11 protein-coding genes are annotated in these 14585 nt (G+C 69.8%); 5 read left to right on the top strand and 6 right to left on the bottom strand.

Features of this window, described 5'->3' with window-relative positions; translation table 11 throughout:
• The first annotated feature begins 162 nt into the window (after nucleotides 1–162).
• The 5 genes from IEX47_RS08085 to IEX47_RS08065 all read left to right on the top strand — a co-directional run bounded on the left by IEX47_RS08085 (nucleotide 163) and on the right by IEX47_RS08065 (nucleotide 5816).
• Nucleotides 163–975 (top strand): IclR family transcriptional regulator, encoded by an 813-nt coding sequence (locus tag IEX47_RS08085; protein ID WP_188783492.1) that lies wholly within the window; start codon nucleotides 163–165, stop codon nucleotides 973–975.
• 239 nt (nucleotides 976–1214) lie between these two features.
• Nucleotides 1215–2873 carry a BCCT family transporter gene (locus tag IEX47_RS08080; RefSeq protein ID WP_188783491.1) on the top strand — a complete coding sequence of 553 codons (1659 nt, stop codon included), beginning with the start codon at nucleotides 1215–1217 and terminating at the stop codon, nucleotides 2871–2873.
• Nucleotides 2874–3150: 277 nt separating this feature from the next.
• Nucleotides 3151–4020, top strand: coding sequence for a formyltetrahydrofolate deformylase (gene purU, locus IEX47_RS08075; RefSeq protein WP_188783490.1), 870 nt, complete (start codon nucleotides 3151–3153; stop codon nucleotides 4018–4020).
• Between the two features lie 72 nt (nucleotides 4021–4092).
• Nucleotides 4093–5178: an S-(hydroxymethyl)mycothiol dehydrogenase gene (locus tag IEX47_RS08070; RefSeq protein WP_188783489.1), complete on the top strand. Its 1086-nt coding sequence runs from the start codon at nucleotides 4093–4095 to the stop codon at nucleotides 5176–5178.
• Nucleotides 5175–5816, top strand: a complete 642-nt coding sequence (locus IEX47_RS08065; RefSeq protein ID WP_188783488.1) for an MBL fold metallo-hydrolase — start codon at nucleotides 5175–5177, stop codon at nucleotides 5814–5816. Before IEX47_RS08070 ends, IEX47_RS08065 begins: the two co-directional genes overlap by 4 nt.
• A 201-nt stretch (nucleotides 5817–6017) precedes the next feature.
• Here the strand turns inward: IEX47_RS08065 and IEX47_RS08060 are convergent, their stop codons facing one another.
• The 6 genes from IEX47_RS08060 to IEX47_RS08035 form a co-directional block, all read right to left on the bottom strand.
• On the bottom strand, nucleotides 6018–6821 hold the full coding sequence (locus tag IEX47_RS08060) for an HAD family acid phosphatase (RefSeq protein WP_188783487.1): 804 nt from the start codon (nucleotides 6819–6821) through the stop codon (nucleotides 6018–6020).
• Between the two features lie 162 nt (nucleotides 6822–6983).
• Nucleotides 6984–7961 carry an ABC transporter substrate-binding protein gene (locus IEX47_RS08055; protein ID WP_188783486.1) on the bottom strand — a complete coding sequence of 326 codons (978 nt, stop codon included), beginning with the start codon at nucleotides 7959–7961 and terminating at the stop codon, nucleotides 6984–6986.
• Nucleotides 7962–8004: 43 nt separating this feature from the next.
• Nucleotides 8005–10035: an ABC transporter permease gene (locus tag IEX47_RS08050; RefSeq protein WP_188783485.1), complete on the bottom strand. Its 2031-nt coding sequence runs from the start codon at nucleotides 10033–10035 to the stop codon at nucleotides 8005–8007.
• Complete coding sequence (locus IEX47_RS08045) at nucleotides 10032–11126, bottom strand: quaternary amine ABC transporter ATP-binding protein (protein WP_188783484.1); 1095 nt, start codon at nucleotides 11124–11126, stop codon at nucleotides 10032–10034. Before IEX47_RS08045 ends, IEX47_RS08050 begins: the two co-directional genes overlap by 4 nt.
• Nucleotides 11123–12871: a choline dehydrogenase gene (gene betA, locus IEX47_RS08040; protein WP_229662734.1), complete on the bottom strand. Its 1749-nt coding sequence runs from the start codon at nucleotides 12869–12871 to the stop codon at nucleotides 11123–11125. Before betA ends, IEX47_RS08045 begins: the two co-directional genes overlap by 4 nt.
• Nucleotides 12868–14340, bottom strand: coding sequence for an aldehyde dehydrogenase family protein (locus tag IEX47_RS08035; RefSeq protein WP_188783483.1), 1473 nt, complete (start codon nucleotides 14338–14340; stop codon nucleotides 12868–12870). Before IEX47_RS08035 ends, betA begins: the two co-directional genes overlap by 4 nt.
• Nucleotides 14341–14585 lie beyond the last annotated feature (245 nt).

Here is a 14585-nt window from a genome sequence, read left to right as displayed (position 1 = left end):
CGGTGGGGCCTTTCCGGAGGGCGGGTGCTTGTCGATGCGCTATGCACAACGCTGCGCGTCATGCGCAACAGTCTCTGTGCGTGACGCAGGTCATGTCAAGAGGTCCCGACAATTCGGCCCGAAGGCCCTTGCGCTCTCGCTACCCGTGGGTACGGTTGCGTCATGAGCAACGGGGAAGCCAAGGCCGCAACGCGCGCAAGCGGGCGCGGCACCGACAGCCAGGGCGGCGTGCAGTCCGTCGACCGCGCCATCACCGTCCTGGAGATCCTGGCCCGCGAGGGCAGCGCCGGCGTGAGCGAGGTGGCCGCCGAGATCGGCGTCCACAAGTCCACCGCCTTCCGCCTGCTGGCCGCCCTCGAGGAGCGCGACCTCGTCGAGCAGAACGTCGACCGCGGGAAGTACCAGCTGGCCTTCGGCATCCTGCGCCTGGCCAGCTCGATCCCGGCGCGCATCGACCTGGTCCGCCAGTCGCAGCCCCTCCTCGACGACCTGGCCGCCGACATCGACGAGACGATCAACATCGCCGTCGTCCGCGAGCACTACGCCGTCAACGTGCAGCAGGCGATGGGCACCGCAGCGGTCGCCAGCCAGAACTGGGTCGGCCAGCTGACCCCCCTCCACGCCACCGCCAGCGGCAAGGTGCTCCTCGCCCACATGCCGGAGGCCCGGCTCGAGGAGATCCTCAAGACGGCCGGCCTGCCGAAGCTCACCCCCCACACGATCACCTCGCGCAAGGTCCTGCTGGACCAGCTGGCCGAGGTCCGCGACAGCGGCTTCGCGACCACCCACGAGGAGCTCGAGGTCGGCCTCAACGCCTCCGCGGTCCCGATCCGCGACCACACGGGCGCTGTCGTCGCCTCCGTTAGTGCGTCGGGTCCGGCGTTCCGCTTCGACGACGCCGAGATCAAGCGGACGTCCGACGCGCTCCGCGACACCGGCGCGCGCATCAGTCACCGCATGGGCTGGCTGGGCTGACGCCACCCGCGCCGACGTACGCCGACGAGGCCGGCAGTCCCCACGGACTGCCGGCCTCGCGGCATTTCCGCTCCGGCGTCCGCGAGGGATGATGAAGACGGTGTAACGGGGGGCGGTCAAGGCTCCACCCGGCGTGAACTCCGTGTTTCGCATCACGCTAGGTGTTGCAGATCACACAACACCGGCCTTATGGTCGACGAACGCCCGGGCAAGCGGAAACCCCTGAAGGGAATCTCTCCATGACAAGCACCACCGAGACGCCGAAGGCCGCGGGCAACGTACGCGCGGCCCAGCTCCCGGTCGACCGGATCGTCCTCGCGAGCGCCGCGGCGTTCAGCATCGCCTTCCTGCTGTGGGGCATCCTCGACAACAAGGGCCTGGCCAAGGTCAGCGGAACCGCCCTCGACTGGGTGATCAGCAGCTTCGGCTGGCTCTTCGTCCTGGCCAGCGCGTCGTTCGTCATCCTCGCCGCCGTCCTCGCCTTCAGCCGCTACGGCCGGATCCGCCTCGGCGCCGACGACGAGCGACCCGAGTTCAGCACGATCAGCTGGGTCACGATGATGTTCAGCGCCGGCATGGGCATCGGCCTGATGTTCTACGGCGTCGCCGAGCCGCTCTCGCACATGGCCGAGCCGCCGATGGGCCTCGCCAAGCCCAACACGCAGGAGTCCGCGCAGGTCGCGATGCAGTACGCCTTCTTCCACTGGGCCTTCCACCCGTGGGCGATGTACGCCGTCGTCGGCCTCGCGCTCGCGTACTTCTCCTTCCGCCACGGCAAGGCGACGCTGCTCAGCTCGACGTTCTTCCCGCTGCTGGGCAAGCGCACCGAGGGCAACACCGGGCGCGCGATCGACTCCTTCGCGATCATCGCGACCCTCTTCGGCTCCGCGACCTCGCTCGGCCTGGGCGCGCTCCAGATCAACTCGGGCCTCAACGACCTCTACAGCGTGCCGCGCTCCAAGACGATCGCCGTCATCATCATCGCGGTGCTCACCGTCTGCTTCATCCTGTCGGCGGTCAGCGGCATCGGCCGCGGCGTGGAGTTCCTCTCCAACACCAACATGGTGCTCGCGGTCGTCCTGCTGTTCTTCCTCTTCGTCGTCGGCCCGACGGTCTTCATCCTCAGCAACTTCACCGAGTCCGTCGGTGACTACCTCTGGCAGCTCGCTCCGATGAGCTTCCGCTCCGGCGCCTTCGGCGGCCAGTCCTGGCTCAGCGGCTGGACGATCTTCTACTGGGCCTGGTGGATGTCGTGGACGCCGTTCGTCGGCGCCTTCATCGCGCGCATTTCGCGTGGCCGCACGATCCGTGAGTTCGTCCTCGGCGTCATCCTCGCCCCGAGCCTGGTCACCTTCGTCTGGTTCTCGATCCTGGGCGGCATCTCGATCCACCTGCAGCTCGGCGGCGTCAACCTCGAGAAGGCGCTCGCCAAGGGCCAGGACACCGCCCTCTTCGCGGTGCTCCACCAGTACCCGTGGTTCTCGGTCACCGCGTTCCTGGTGATCATGCTCGTCGCGTTCTTCTTCGTGTCGGGCGCCGACGCGGCCTCGCTCGTGATGGCGATGCTCTCCTCGCGCGGCTCCACCGAGCCCAAGAAGCCGGTCACGGTCTTCTGGGGCGTCATGACCGGCGCGGTCGCCGGCATCCTGCTCCTCGCCGGTGGCCTCGAGGCGCTGCAGACGCTCTGCATCCTGGCCGCCTTCCCGTTCATGTTCGTCATGATCGGCGCGGCCGTCTCGCTGGTGAAGGAGCTCCGCAACGAGCCCGACCCGGCCCCGCACCCCGGCCGCCGTCGCCAGGAGGTCGCCGTCCTGGTGACCGAGCCCGTGACCGAGGTGCTCGTCGAGGCGCCCGTCCCGAACGGCCACGTCCCGGCACAGCCGACGTCCGCTCGCTGACGGACGCCGCACCACCCGGCCGGCGCGGGCCGCACGCCCGCGCCGGCCACCCGGCGTACGCGCTGGCGCAGGAGCTGGTCGGCGGGGCCCCGAGGGGGTCCCGCCGGTCGGCCCTGCCCGCACGCCGCCTGCTCGCCCCGGGCGGTCGCCGACCGCCCGGAAAGAACCCCTCTTCCACCCTGAGATTTCCAGTGGGCACCACTTGACGTGGATCACACGCACAGGCAGTCTGTTGCGTATCGCTCATTCGGTTGCTTAATACGCAAAGGAGATTCCGATGTCACCTCGTCCCCCCGCCGGACAGGAGTACGTCCTCACGCTGACCTGTCCCGAGGCACCGGGCATCGTCTTCGCGGTCAGCCGTTTCGTCATGGAGCACGGCGGCAACATCAACGCCAGCCAGCAGTTCGACGACCGCCTCACCGACACGTTCTTCATGCGCGTGCAGTTCCGGGTCGACGGCACCGACGTCGAGACCCTGCGCCAGGACTTCACCGGGGTCGCGTCCGAGTTCGGCATGTCGTGGCAGCTGCACGACATGAGCACGCCGACGCGCACCCTCCTGATGGTGTCGAAGTTCGGCCACTGCCTGAACGACCTGCTCTTCCGCACCTCGACCGGCGCCCTCAACATCGAGATCCCGCTGATCGTCTCCAACCACCGCGACTTCGAGGACGAGGCCGCCTCGCACGGCATCCCGTTCGTGCACATCCCGGTCACGCCCGAGACGAAGCCCGAGGCCGAGGCCCGCCTCCTCGAGCTCGTCGACGAGTACGACGTCGACCTGGTCGTGCTGGCCCGCTACATGCAGGTCCTCTCCAACGACCTCTGCAGCAAGCTCGAGGGTCGCGCGATCAACATCCACCACTCGTTCCTGCCGAGCTTCAAGGGTGCCAAGCCGTACCACCAGGCCCACGCCCGCGGCGTGAAGCTGATCGGCGCGACCGCCCACTACGTGACGCCGGACCTCGACGAGGGCCCGATCATCGAGCAGGACGTCGCCCGCGTGGACCACTCCCTCGACCCCGCCGACATGACGGCCGCCGGCCGCGACGTCGAGGCGCAGGTGCTCTCCCGCGCGATCCGCTGGCACGCGGAGCACCGCGTGCTGCTGGGTACCGGCAACCGCACCGTCGTCTTCCGCTGACCCGGGCCCCGCGCCCACCTGAGCAACCGAACGATCCGTGTGGTCCTCGGGGACCACACACGAAGGAGCGTCATGTCGAGCACCGTCAAGGGCGTCATCGCCCGCAGCAAGGGCGCCTCGGTCGAGGTCGTGGACGTCGTCGTCCCCGACCCGGGTCCGGGCGAGGCCGTGGTGAAGATCCAGGCCTGCGGCGTCTGCCACACCGACCTGCACTACCGCGAGGGCGGCATCAACGACGAGTTCCCGTTCCTCCTCGGTCACGAGGCGGCTGGCGTCGTCGAGGCCGTCGGCGACGGTGTCACCGAGGTGACCCCGGGTGACTTCGTCATCCTCAACTGGCGCGCGGTCTGCGGTCAGTGCCGCGCGTGCGCCAAGGGGAAGCCGCAGTACTGCTTCAACACGCACAACGCGAAGCAGAAGATGACGCTCACCGACGGCACCGAGCTCTCCCCGGCCCTCGGCATCGGCGCCTTCATCGAGAAGACGCTCGTCGCCGCCGGTCAGTGCACGAAGGTCGACCCGGCCGCTCCGGCAGCCGCCGCCGGCCTCCTCGGCTGCGGCGTGATGGCGGGCTTCGGCGCCGCCGTCAACACCGGAGGCGTGGGCCGTGGCGACTCGATCGCCGTCATCGGCTGCGGTGGCGTCGGCAACGCCGCGATCGCCGGTGCCACCCTCGCGGGCGCCTCGACCATCATCGCCGTCGACGTCGACGACCGGAAGCTCGAGTGGGCCCGCGGCTTCGGCGCCACCCACGTGGTCAACTCCCGGGAGGCCGACGCCGTCGAGGCGATCCGCGCGCTCACCGACGGCAACGGCGCCGACGTCGTCGTGGACGCGGTCGGCCGCCCCGAGACCTACGAGCAGGCGTTCCACGCCCGCGACCTGGCCGGCACCGTCGTGCTGGTCGGCGTGCCCGCCCCGGACATGGAGATCACCCTCCCGCTGCTCGAGGTCTTCGGCCGCGGCGGCGCGCTCAAGTCCTCCTGGTACGGCGACTGCCTGCCGTCGCGCGACTTCCCGATGCTCGTCGACCTGGCGCTGCAGGGCCGCTTCCCGCTCGAGGACTTCATCTCGGAGCGGATCACGCTCGACGACGTCGAGAAGGCCTTCGAGAAGATGCACCACGGCGAGGTCCTCCGCTCGGTGGTCGAGCTGTGAGCGCTGCTGCTCCGGCCGTCCGCGTCGACCGGGTCGTCACCTCGGGCACCTTCAGCCTCGACGGCGGCACCTGGGACGTCGACAACAACGTCTGGGTGGTCGGCGACGACCGCGAGTGCGTCGTCATCGACGCCGCCCACGACGCGGGGCCGATCCTCGAGGCGGTCGCCGGCCGCACGGTGAAGGCGATCCTCCTCACGCACGCGCACGACGACCACATCACCGCGGTGGGTGACCTGCGCGCGGCCACCGGCGCTCCGGCGTACCTCCATCCGGCGGACCGCGTCCTCTGGGACAAGGTGTACGACGAGGCCCCCGACCGCGAGCTGGCCGACGGCGACACGTTCGAGGTCGGCGGCGTCACGCTGCAGACCCTCCACACGCCGGGTCACGCACCGGGTGCGTGCTGCTTCCACGTGCCCGAGCTCGGTGTCGTCTTCACCGGCGACACGCTCTTCCACGGCGGGCCGGGCGCGACGGGCCGGTCCTTCAGCGACTTCCCGACGATCATCGGCTCGATCAGCACCAGGCTGCTCGGACTGCCGCCCGAGACGGTCGTCCACACCGGTCACGGCGACGACACCTCCATCGGCGCCGAGCGCGGCGACATCGACGCGTGGATCGCCCGCGGTCACTGACCGCAGCACGACCTGGCCGGCCGCCCACCTCTCTCCTGCGCGGCCCGCCCTTCCCGATCGGCCCCGGCTCCCCTTCCTTGGCAGCCGGGGCCGATCCGCGTCTGCGGTGGATGGTCCCGAACGAGAGAAGCACCGGCCGGAGGATCCGACCGGTGCTTCTCGTTGGGGAGTATCCGAGCGGTGTGCCGCCGCTCGTCGGGATCAGGGGAGGGTGAGCGGCTCGTCCCACGCCTTCAGGGGCGACTTCTTCCAGCTGCCGTAGGTCGCGTTGGGGAACATGATCCAGTCGCGGCCGAAATGGGCGGCGTTCTGCGCGACGAGGGTGGCCTGCTGGTCGGGCGTCTTGCCGTCGAAGACCGCGCTGAAGTCCGGGAGGCTGTCGCCAAGGAGGAGGACGACGTCGTGGTCGGCCTCCGCCACCTGGCGGCGCTGCTCCTTGGTCGGGCCGTAGAGCAGCACCTGGTCGTCGTTGACCTGCGGCAGGCCGAGGTCGCGGAGCGTGGCCAGCGTCGAGGCCTTGTTCTCCTGGAAGCGGTCGGAGATGTAGTAGATCGCGACGTGGTGCGCGTCGGCGTACCGGAAGAAGCCGGCGGCGCCGGGGGTCAGCGTCGGGTGGCCGTTGACCTCCCAGTCCGACCAGGTGTCCCACGTGGTGTAGGTGTGGCAGGCCTGGAGGTCGCGGGCAAGGAGGGGGCTGTTGTCGAGCACCGTCTCGTCGAGGTCGGATACGACGGCGAGCTTCTCGCCCGAGCGGCGGTTGCGCAGCGCGTCACGCAGGCGGCTCTCGGCCAGGCTCCACGACTGGAGCTGCGCCGCCGCGGCGTGCGCCGACTGCTGATAGCGGATGCCCATGGCGTACTCGCGCACGGGGCAGTCGTCGGTGGTGGTCGTCGAGCTGGCCGTCGTGGCCGCGATCGGGGTCGACGAGACGGCCGGCGACATCAGCAGGAACGAGCCGACGGCGACGCCCGAGAGCACGGCGCTGGACAGGGGTGAGAGACGCATGGGTTGTCCTCCAGGTGGTGGGGATGGGTGGGAGAGGTCCCGAGAGAATGCAGCGGCCCGGCCACCCCCGGGGGGTGGCCGGGCCGTCGGTCGTGCAGTGCTGGAGCCGGGTGCCCGGTCAGGTGGCCGAGCAGCCACCTGCGCACTCAGCTCACGGGTAGGTCAGCCCTTGACCCAGGCGTCGACCTCGTCCTTGTGGGCGTCGACCCACTTCTTCGCGGCGTCCTCGGGGTCCATCTGGTCCTGCGAGATGTACTTCGCCACGACGTTCTGGTCGTCGTTGGTCCAGGTGAAGTTCTTCACCAGGTCGACAGCCGGGCTCTTCGAGTCGGCGAACTTCTTGGCGACGACCTTGTTGAGGTCGTAGACCGGGTAGTCGCAGGCGACCTTCGCGGCGTCGGCGTCGCAGCCGTCGGTGTACTTCGGCAGGTCGACCTTGACCAGGGGCACCTCGCTGAGGAACCACTGCGGCTCGTAGAAGTAGCCGAGCATCGGCTTCTTGTTTTTCTCCGCGTCGCGGAACGCCTCGATCAGGGCGGTCTCGCTGCCGGCGTAGACGACCTTGTAGTTGAGCTTCAGGTTCGTCACGAGCGCCTCGTCGTTGGTGACGAAGCCCGGGTCGCCGTCGTACAGCGTGCCCTTGCTGCCCGACTCGGTGGTCTTGAAGAGCGAGGAGTACTTGTTGAGGTTCTTCCAGTCCGTGATGTCCGGGTACTTCTTCGCCATCCACGGCGGGACGAACCAGCCGATGACTCCCTTGTTGCCGGTCGACCCGAAGTCGACCGCGGAGCCGTCGCCGCCCTTGTCGGCCATGTACTTCTTCTGGAGCTCGGGGTGGCCCCAGTTCTCCACGACGACGTCGACCTCGCCGCTGCCGAAGCCCTTCCACGAGACCTGCTCGTCGAGGTCCTTGTAGTTGACGTTGCAGCCGAGGCGGGTCTTGGCGACGTAGCCGAGGACGTGGGCGTCGGCCTCGTAGCCGACCCACGGGTTGACCGCGACGTTGAGGTCGCCGCACTTCTTGTCGCCGGAGCCGGTCTGCGCGTCCTGGATGGAGCCGCCGCCACAGGCGGTGAGGGAGACGGCCAGGCCGAGTCCGGCCAGGGCAGCCGCGACGATGCGCGGGCGCTTGTGTTCCATGGTGATGCCTCTCGGAAGGTGGTGGTGGAACATTCGCCGGGACTCAGGCCCGCGAAGCTGGGGAGGACGCGCGCTGGGCGCCGTACGTCGTGATGCGGTCGACCATGATGCCGAGCAGCACGATCGTGGTGCCGGCCGCGAGACCGCGGCCGACGTCGTTGGCCTGGCGGAAGCCGGTGACCACGTCGAAGCCGAGCGCGCCGGCGCCGACCATGCCGCCGATCACGACCATCGCCAGCACGTAGAGCAGGCCCTGGTTGGCGGCCAGCAGGACCGAGCTGCGGGCCATCGGGAGCTGGACCTTCGTGATCATCTGCCAGGTCGAGGAGCCGGCCATCTCGGCGGCCTCGATCGTGTTCGGGGAGACGGCACGCACGCCGTCGGCGACCAGCTTGATCGCGACCGGGGCGGCGTAGACGACACCCGCGACCATCGCGGTGAACCGGTTGGGACCGAAGAGGATCAGCACCGGCACCAGGTAGACGAACGGCGGCAGCGTCTGGCCGGCGTCCAGGATCGGCCGCAGGCCCACGTCGACGCGGTGGCTCCGGCCCATCAGGACGCCGAGCACGACGGCCAGGACGACGACGGCGATCGTCGCGACGAGACACGCGGTGAGCGTCTCCATCGCGTGGTTCCACAGGCCGAGGCCGAGGATGCCGGCGAGACAGACGACGGTCGAGATGACGGCCTTGCGCCCACCGACGACGGCGGCGATCACGAGGATCGCGGCCGAGGTCACGAACCACGGCGAGTCGGCCAGGAGGCTCTGGATCGGGTTGAGCCCGTAGTCGGTGGCCACCCGCTGGATCGCGTCGGTCAGGTGGGACAGGTCGGTGCGCAGCCAGTTGCCGAAGTCGTCGACCGCGTTGCGCAGCGGGGTGCCGAGGTCCGGCTGTGACGGGAACTCGTTGGCCCACACGTAGCTGTGCGAGAGGTAGAGCGCCACGAGCGTGCCGACCGCCGCCAGGCCGAGGCCGACCTTGCGGAACGGGCCGCCCTTCTCGCCGGCGCGGGCCGCGAGCTCCGCGCGGAAGCCGGCCGCGGTCATCGACCGGTCGAGCATGACCGCCATGATCACGATCGCGATGCCGGCGACGAACGACGTGCCGAGCTGGCTGCGCTTGAGGCCGTCGAGGACCGGCTGGCCGAGGCCCGGGCTGTTGATGTACGCCGCGATGGTGGCCATCGACAGCGCCGCCATCATCGTCTGGTTGATGCCCGCGATGATCGTGCGCTTGGCCATCGGGAGCTCGACGTTCCACAGCCGCTGGAGGCCGGTCTGGCCGAGCGAGTCGGTCGCCTCGAGCACGGGGCCCGAGACCCCACGGAGGCCGTGGGCCGTGATCCGGATGACCGGCGGCGCGGCGTAGACGAGCGTCATCATGACCGCGGCGGCCGGGCCGATGCCGAAGAGGATGCTGAACGGCAGCAGGTAGGTGAACGACGGCATCGTCTGCATGACGTCGAGGACCGGGGTGAGCAGCGCCGAGAAGCGCCGGCTGTGCGCCATCAGCACGCCGAGGGCGATGCCGAAGAAGCAGGAGACCACCACCGCGAAGAACGTGACGATCAGCAGGTCGATCGAGTCGTCCCAGTAGCCGAGGACACCGAAGGAGAGGAAGCACGGCACGACCAGGGCGAGCGTGCGCCAGCCCGCGGCGGCGTACGCCACGAGGGCGGCGAGCGCGATCGTGCCGAGCCAGCCGATCTGCGGCAGCGGGCGGGGGAACTTCGCGACCGTGAAGACGCTCTGCAGCCAGCTGAAGACGCTGTCGACGATGTCGGCGATCCAGCCGGCGAAGTTGATCACCGGGTTGCTGCCGCTCGAGGCGGCCTCCTCGACCCAGTTGCTGCGGTCACGGAGCCAGTCGAAGACGGGGGTCTGCTCGGAGCCGCCGATCGTCAGCGTGAAGTGGTCCTTGAAGAGGGCCCACGCCACCACCCACACCACGAGTACGCCGATCACGGCGGCGAACCGGTTGCGGACCAGCCGCGCCGGGGTCGCCCGCCACGGGGTGGTGTCGGGCTCCGGAGGCGTGTGGTTCGCCAGGGGCGGGGCGAGGACGCTCACGACTCCCCCTCGGCCGAGTCCTCCTCGGCGACGACGACGCGGAGGATCGCCTCGTCGTCGACGATGCCGATGACCTGGCCGTTCTCGACGACGCGGACCGGGTGGGCCGAGGCGAGCGCGGCGCGGGCGGCCTTGCGGACGATCGTGTCGGGGTCCATCACGGGCCCGTCGAGCGAGTCCTCGGGGCGCACCGGCCGCATCACGTAGCGCAGCGTCAGCACGTGGCCCTTGGGGACCTCGCTGACGAAGTCGCGGACGTAGTCGTCAGCCGGGTGGGCCACGATCTCGGCGGCCGTGCCGCACTGGACCATCTCGCCGTCGCGCATGATCAGGATCCGGTCGCCGAGCTTGATCGCCTCGGCGAGGTCGTGGGTGATGAAGACCATCGTCTTGCCGACCTCGTGGTGCAGGCGCACGACCTCGTCCTGCATGTCGCGGCGGATGAGCGGGTCGAGGGCCGAGAACGGCTCGTCGAAGAAGAGCACCTGCGGGTCGACCGCGAGGGCGCGGGCCAGGCCCACGCGCTGCTGCATGCCGCCGGAGAGCTGGTCGGGGAACGAGTTCTCGTAGCCGGTGAGGCCGACCAGGTCGACCATCTCCTGGGCCCGCTGGCGGCGGGCGGCCTTGCCCTCACCACGGACCTCGAGGCCGTAGGCGATGTTGTCGATCACCTTGCGGTGCGGCAGCAGGCCGAAGTGCTGGAAGACCATCGCCATGTGCCGGCGACGCAGGTCGCGCAGCTTGCCGGCCGGCACGGAGGTGATCTCCTCGCCGTTGATGACGACGCTGCCCGCGGTCGGCTCGATCAGCCGGTTGAGCAGGCGGACCAGCGTGGACTTGCCCGACCCGGAGAGGCCCATGATCACGAAGACCTCTCCCGGCTGGACCTCGAAGGAGATGTCCTTGACCGCGGCGACGCAGCCGGTCTTGGCCTGGAGGTCCTTGCGGCTCAGCGCCTGGTCACCGGTGCCGATGACCTTGTCGGCCTTGGCGCCGAAGATCTTCCACAGCCCCTCGACCTTGAGGGCGGGGCCGCCGCTGTCGGCCGCGAGGCTCCCGGCGTTCGGGAGGTCGGTCGTCTGGATGGTCATGCGGTCACCTGCTCCGGCTTGAGCGGGGTGCCCGCCCGGTAGTTGTAGAACGGCGCCTCCGACGGCGGCAGCGGGGTCTTGCCCAGGATCAGGTCCGCTGCCTTCTCCGCCACCATCATCACGGGGGCGTAGATGTTGCCGTTGGTGACGTAGGGGAAGACGCTGGCGTCGCAGACCCGGAGGCCCTCCGTGCCGTGCACCTTCATGGTCAGCGGGTCGGTGACCGCCATCGGCCCCGTGCCCATCGCCGCGGTGCACGAGGGGTGCAGCGCGGTCTCGGCGTCCTTGCGGACCCACTCGAGGATCTCCTCGTCGGTCTCCACGGAGGGACCGGGCGAGATCTCGCCGTCGTTGTACTTCGCGAACGCCGGCTGGTTGAGGATGGTGCGCGCCACGCGGATCGCCTCCACCCACTCCTTGCGGTCCGTCGGCGTCGACAGGTAGTTGAACTGCATCGACGGGTGGACCTTCGGGTCCTTCGACTTGATCCGGACCCAGCCGCGGGTGTCGGCGTACATCGGGCCGATGTGGACCTGGTAGCCGTGCGCGCCCTTGCCGAGCCCCTCGGGCTGGCTGCCGTCGTAGCGGATCGCGATCGGCAGGAAGTGGAACATCAGGTTGGGGTAGTCGACGTCCTCGTTGGAGCGGCAGAAGCCGCCGCCCTCGAAGTGGTTCGTCGCGCCGAGGCCCTTGCGCTGGAAGAGCCACTGGAAGGCGATCTTCGGGCGCTGGTGCCAGGCCAGGCCGGGCGCGATCGAGACCGGCTCCTTCGCGGCGTACTGGATGTAGACCTCGAGGTGGTCCTGGAGGTTCTCGCCGACGCCCGGCAGGTGGTGCACGACCGGGATGTCGTGGGCCTCGAGGAGCTCGCGGTTGCCGACGCCGCTGAGCTGGAGCAGCTGCGGGGTGTTGATCGCGCCGCCGCAGAGGATGACCTCGCCGGCGTGGACGGTGTGGCGGCGGGCCGCGCGGCCGACGCCGTGGGTGTACTCGACACCGGTGGCGCGCGGGGTGTCACCGGAGGTGTCGAAGAGGATCTTCTCGGCGAAGGCGAAGGTCTCGACCGTGAGGTTCGGGCGCTTCTTCGCCGGGTGCAGGTAGGCGCGGGCGGCGGACCAGCGGCGCCCGTTCTTGACGTTGCGGTCGAAGCGGCCGAAGCCCTCCTGGCGGTAGCCGTTGACGTCGTCGGTCAGCGGGTAGCCGGCCTCCTGGACGGCGTCGAAGAAGGCGCCGAAGAGGGGGTTCTCGCACTTGCCCTTCTCGAGGTGGAGCGGGCCGTCGTCACCGCGCCAGGCGTCGCCGGCCGGCGTGCCGTCCTCGAGGTGGCGGCTCTCCATGCGCTTGAAGTAGGGCAGGCAGTGGGCGTAGTCCCACGTCTCCATGCCCGGGTCGGAGGCCCAGCGCTCGTAGTCGAGCGGGTTGCCGCGCTGGAAGATCATGCCGTTGATCGAGCTCGAGCCACCGAGGACCTTGCCGCGGGCGTGGTAGATCTTCCGGCCGCCCATGTGCGGCTCCGGGTCGGTCTCGTACTTCCAGTCGTAGAGCTTGCTGCCGATCGGGAAGGGGAGCGCCGCCGGCATGTGCACGAACGGGTCGATCTTGTAGTCGCTGTGACCGGCCTCGAGGACGAGGACCTTGTTGCCCGGGTCGGCACTGAGCCGCGCGGCCAGGGCACTGCCGGCGGAGCCACCGCCGACGATGACGAAGTCGTACTGCTTCTCCATGAAGGGAACTCCTGTGCTCACGCGCCGAACCAGAGGCTCGGTGCGGGGGTGGTGTTGTGCCAGACGTGCTTCGTCTCGCGGTACTCGTCCAGGCCGGCCATGCCGAGCTCACGGCCCACGCCGGACTGCTTGAAGCCGCCCCACTCGGCCTGCGGCACGTAGGGGTGGTAGTCGTTGATCCAGACCGTGCCGGCGCGCAGGCCCGCGGCGATGCGGCGGGCGCGGTCGGCGTCGGAGGTCCACACGCCGCCGGCGAGGCCGAAGATCGTGTCGTTGGCCAGGGCCAGTGCCTCCTCCTCGGTGCGGAACGTCTCGACGGTCAGCACCGGTCCGAACGACTCCTCGCGCACGACGGTCATGTCCGCGGAGCAGTTGTCGAGGATCGTCGGCGGGAAGAAGTAGCCGTCGGCGTGCTCGGCGTCGGTCAGCCGGGCCCCACCGCAGCGGAGCACGGCACCCTCGGCCACCCCCGCCTCGACGTACGCCGCGACCTTCTGCAGGTGGGCGAGCGAGATGAGGGCGCCGGTCTCGGCCTTCTCATCGAACGGGCCGCCGAGGCGGATCGCGGAGGCCCGCTCCACGAGGGCGTCGACGAACTCGTCGTGGATCGACTCCTCGACGAGGAGCCGGGCGCCGGACGAGCAGACCTGGCCGGAGTGGAGGAAGACCGCGGTGAGCGCGTTGTCGAGGGCGATCTCGCGGTCGGCGTCGGCGAAGCCGATGTTGGGGTTCTTGCCGCCGAGCTCGAGGGCGACCTTCTTGACCGTGGCGGCCGAGGTGGCCATCAGGCGCTTGCCGGTCTCGAGGCCGCCGGTGAAGGAGAGCAGGTCGACGCGGGGGTCCTCGGCGAGCGGGGCGCCGGCGACGGGGCCCGCACCCAGGACCAGGTTGCCCACGCCGGCCGGGAGGCCGGCCTCGTCGAGCAGCTCCATGAGCAGGATCGCGGTGTGGGGCGTCAGCTCGCTCGGCTTGAGCACGAAGGTGTTGCCGGCGGCCAGGGCCGGGGCGACCTTCCACGCCGTCTGCAGCAGCGGGTAGTTCCACGGGGTGATCAGGGCGCAGACACCGACCGGCTCGTGGACGATGACCGCCTCGACCTCCGGGCGGTCGGGCGCGATGACCTGGCGGCCGTGGTCCTCGCCAGCAAGACGGGCGTAGTGGTCGAAGACAGCGACCACGTCGTCGACGTCGTACTCGCTCTCGACGAGGCGCTTGCCGGTGTCGAGGGACTCGGCGCGGGCGACCGCGGCCTTGTCGCGCTCGAGGAGCCGGGCGACGCGCTCGAGGAGCGCACCGCGCTCGGCGCCGGCCGTCCGCGGCCAGGTGCCCTCGTCGAAGGCGCGGCGCGCGGCAGCGATGGCAGCGTCGGTGTCGACCGCTCCCGCCTCCGCCACGGAGCCCACGACCGCGCCGTCCGCGGGGCAGCGGATCTCCCGCTCCTCACCCGACTGCGCGGGCGCCCAGCGCCCGTCGATGAAGATCCCGGTCATGCGTCCTCCGACCCTAGAACGTTGCTCCATGTGCAACGCGGTGTGAATTGCACAACATCTTGCGCGCCTTGACGGGTCGGGATCAAGGGGTGTCCACGGGAAATGTCGCAGGTGCTACAGCATTTACAGACGGTCACACACCCGTCATCTGACCAGCGGAAACACCTCTGGAAAGCACCACTACCCCGGCCGAAGCGGCCGGGGTGGATGCGTGCCGAAGCGAGCGGGAGCGTCGGTGCAACGCC

Origin of the sequence: Nocardioides phosphati, from assembly GCF_014646375.1 — a bacterium.
Classification (GTDB): domain Bacteria; phylum Actinomycetota; class Actinomycetes; order Propionibacteriales; family Nocardioidaceae; genus Nocardioides; species Nocardioides phosphati.
Note: the sequence above shows the minus strand (reverse complement) of the source record. Positions and strands in the feature narration are given on the sequence as shown.

Bases quoted from the DNA above. Each gene is read 5' to 3' on its own strand.
- IEX47_RS08055 (WP_188783486.1), bottom strand. From the start codon at position 7,961: ATGGAACACAAGCGCCCGCGCATCGTCGCGGCTGCCCTGGCCGGACTC.
- IEX47_RS08085 (WP_188783492.1), top strand. From the start codon at position 163: ATGAGCAACGGGGAAGCCAAGGCCGCAACGCGCGCAAGCGGGCGCGGC.
- purU (WP_188783490.1), top strand. From the start codon at position 3,151: ATGTCACCTCGTCCCCCCGCCGGACAGGAGTACGTCCTCACGCTGACC.
- IEX47_RS08045 (WP_188783484.1), bottom strand. From the start codon at position 11,126: ATGACCATCCAGACGACCGACCTCCCGAACGCCGGGAGCCTCGCGGCC.
- IEX47_RS08070 (WP_188783489.1), top strand. From the start codon at position 4,093: ATGTCGAGCACCGTCAAGGGCGTCATCGCCCGCAGCAAGGGCGCCTCG.
- IEX47_RS08060 (WP_188783487.1), bottom strand. From the start codon at position 6,821: ATGCGTCTCTCACCCCTGTCCAGCGCCGTGCTCTCGGGCGTCGCCGTC.
- IEX47_RS08035 (WP_188783483.1), bottom strand. From the start codon at position 14,340: ATGACCGGGATCTTCATCGACGGGCGCTGGGCGCCCGCGCAGTCGGGT.
- IEX47_RS08080 (WP_188783491.1), top strand. From the start codon at position 1,215: ATGACAAGCACCACCGAGACGCCGAAGGCCGCGGGCAACGTACGCGCG.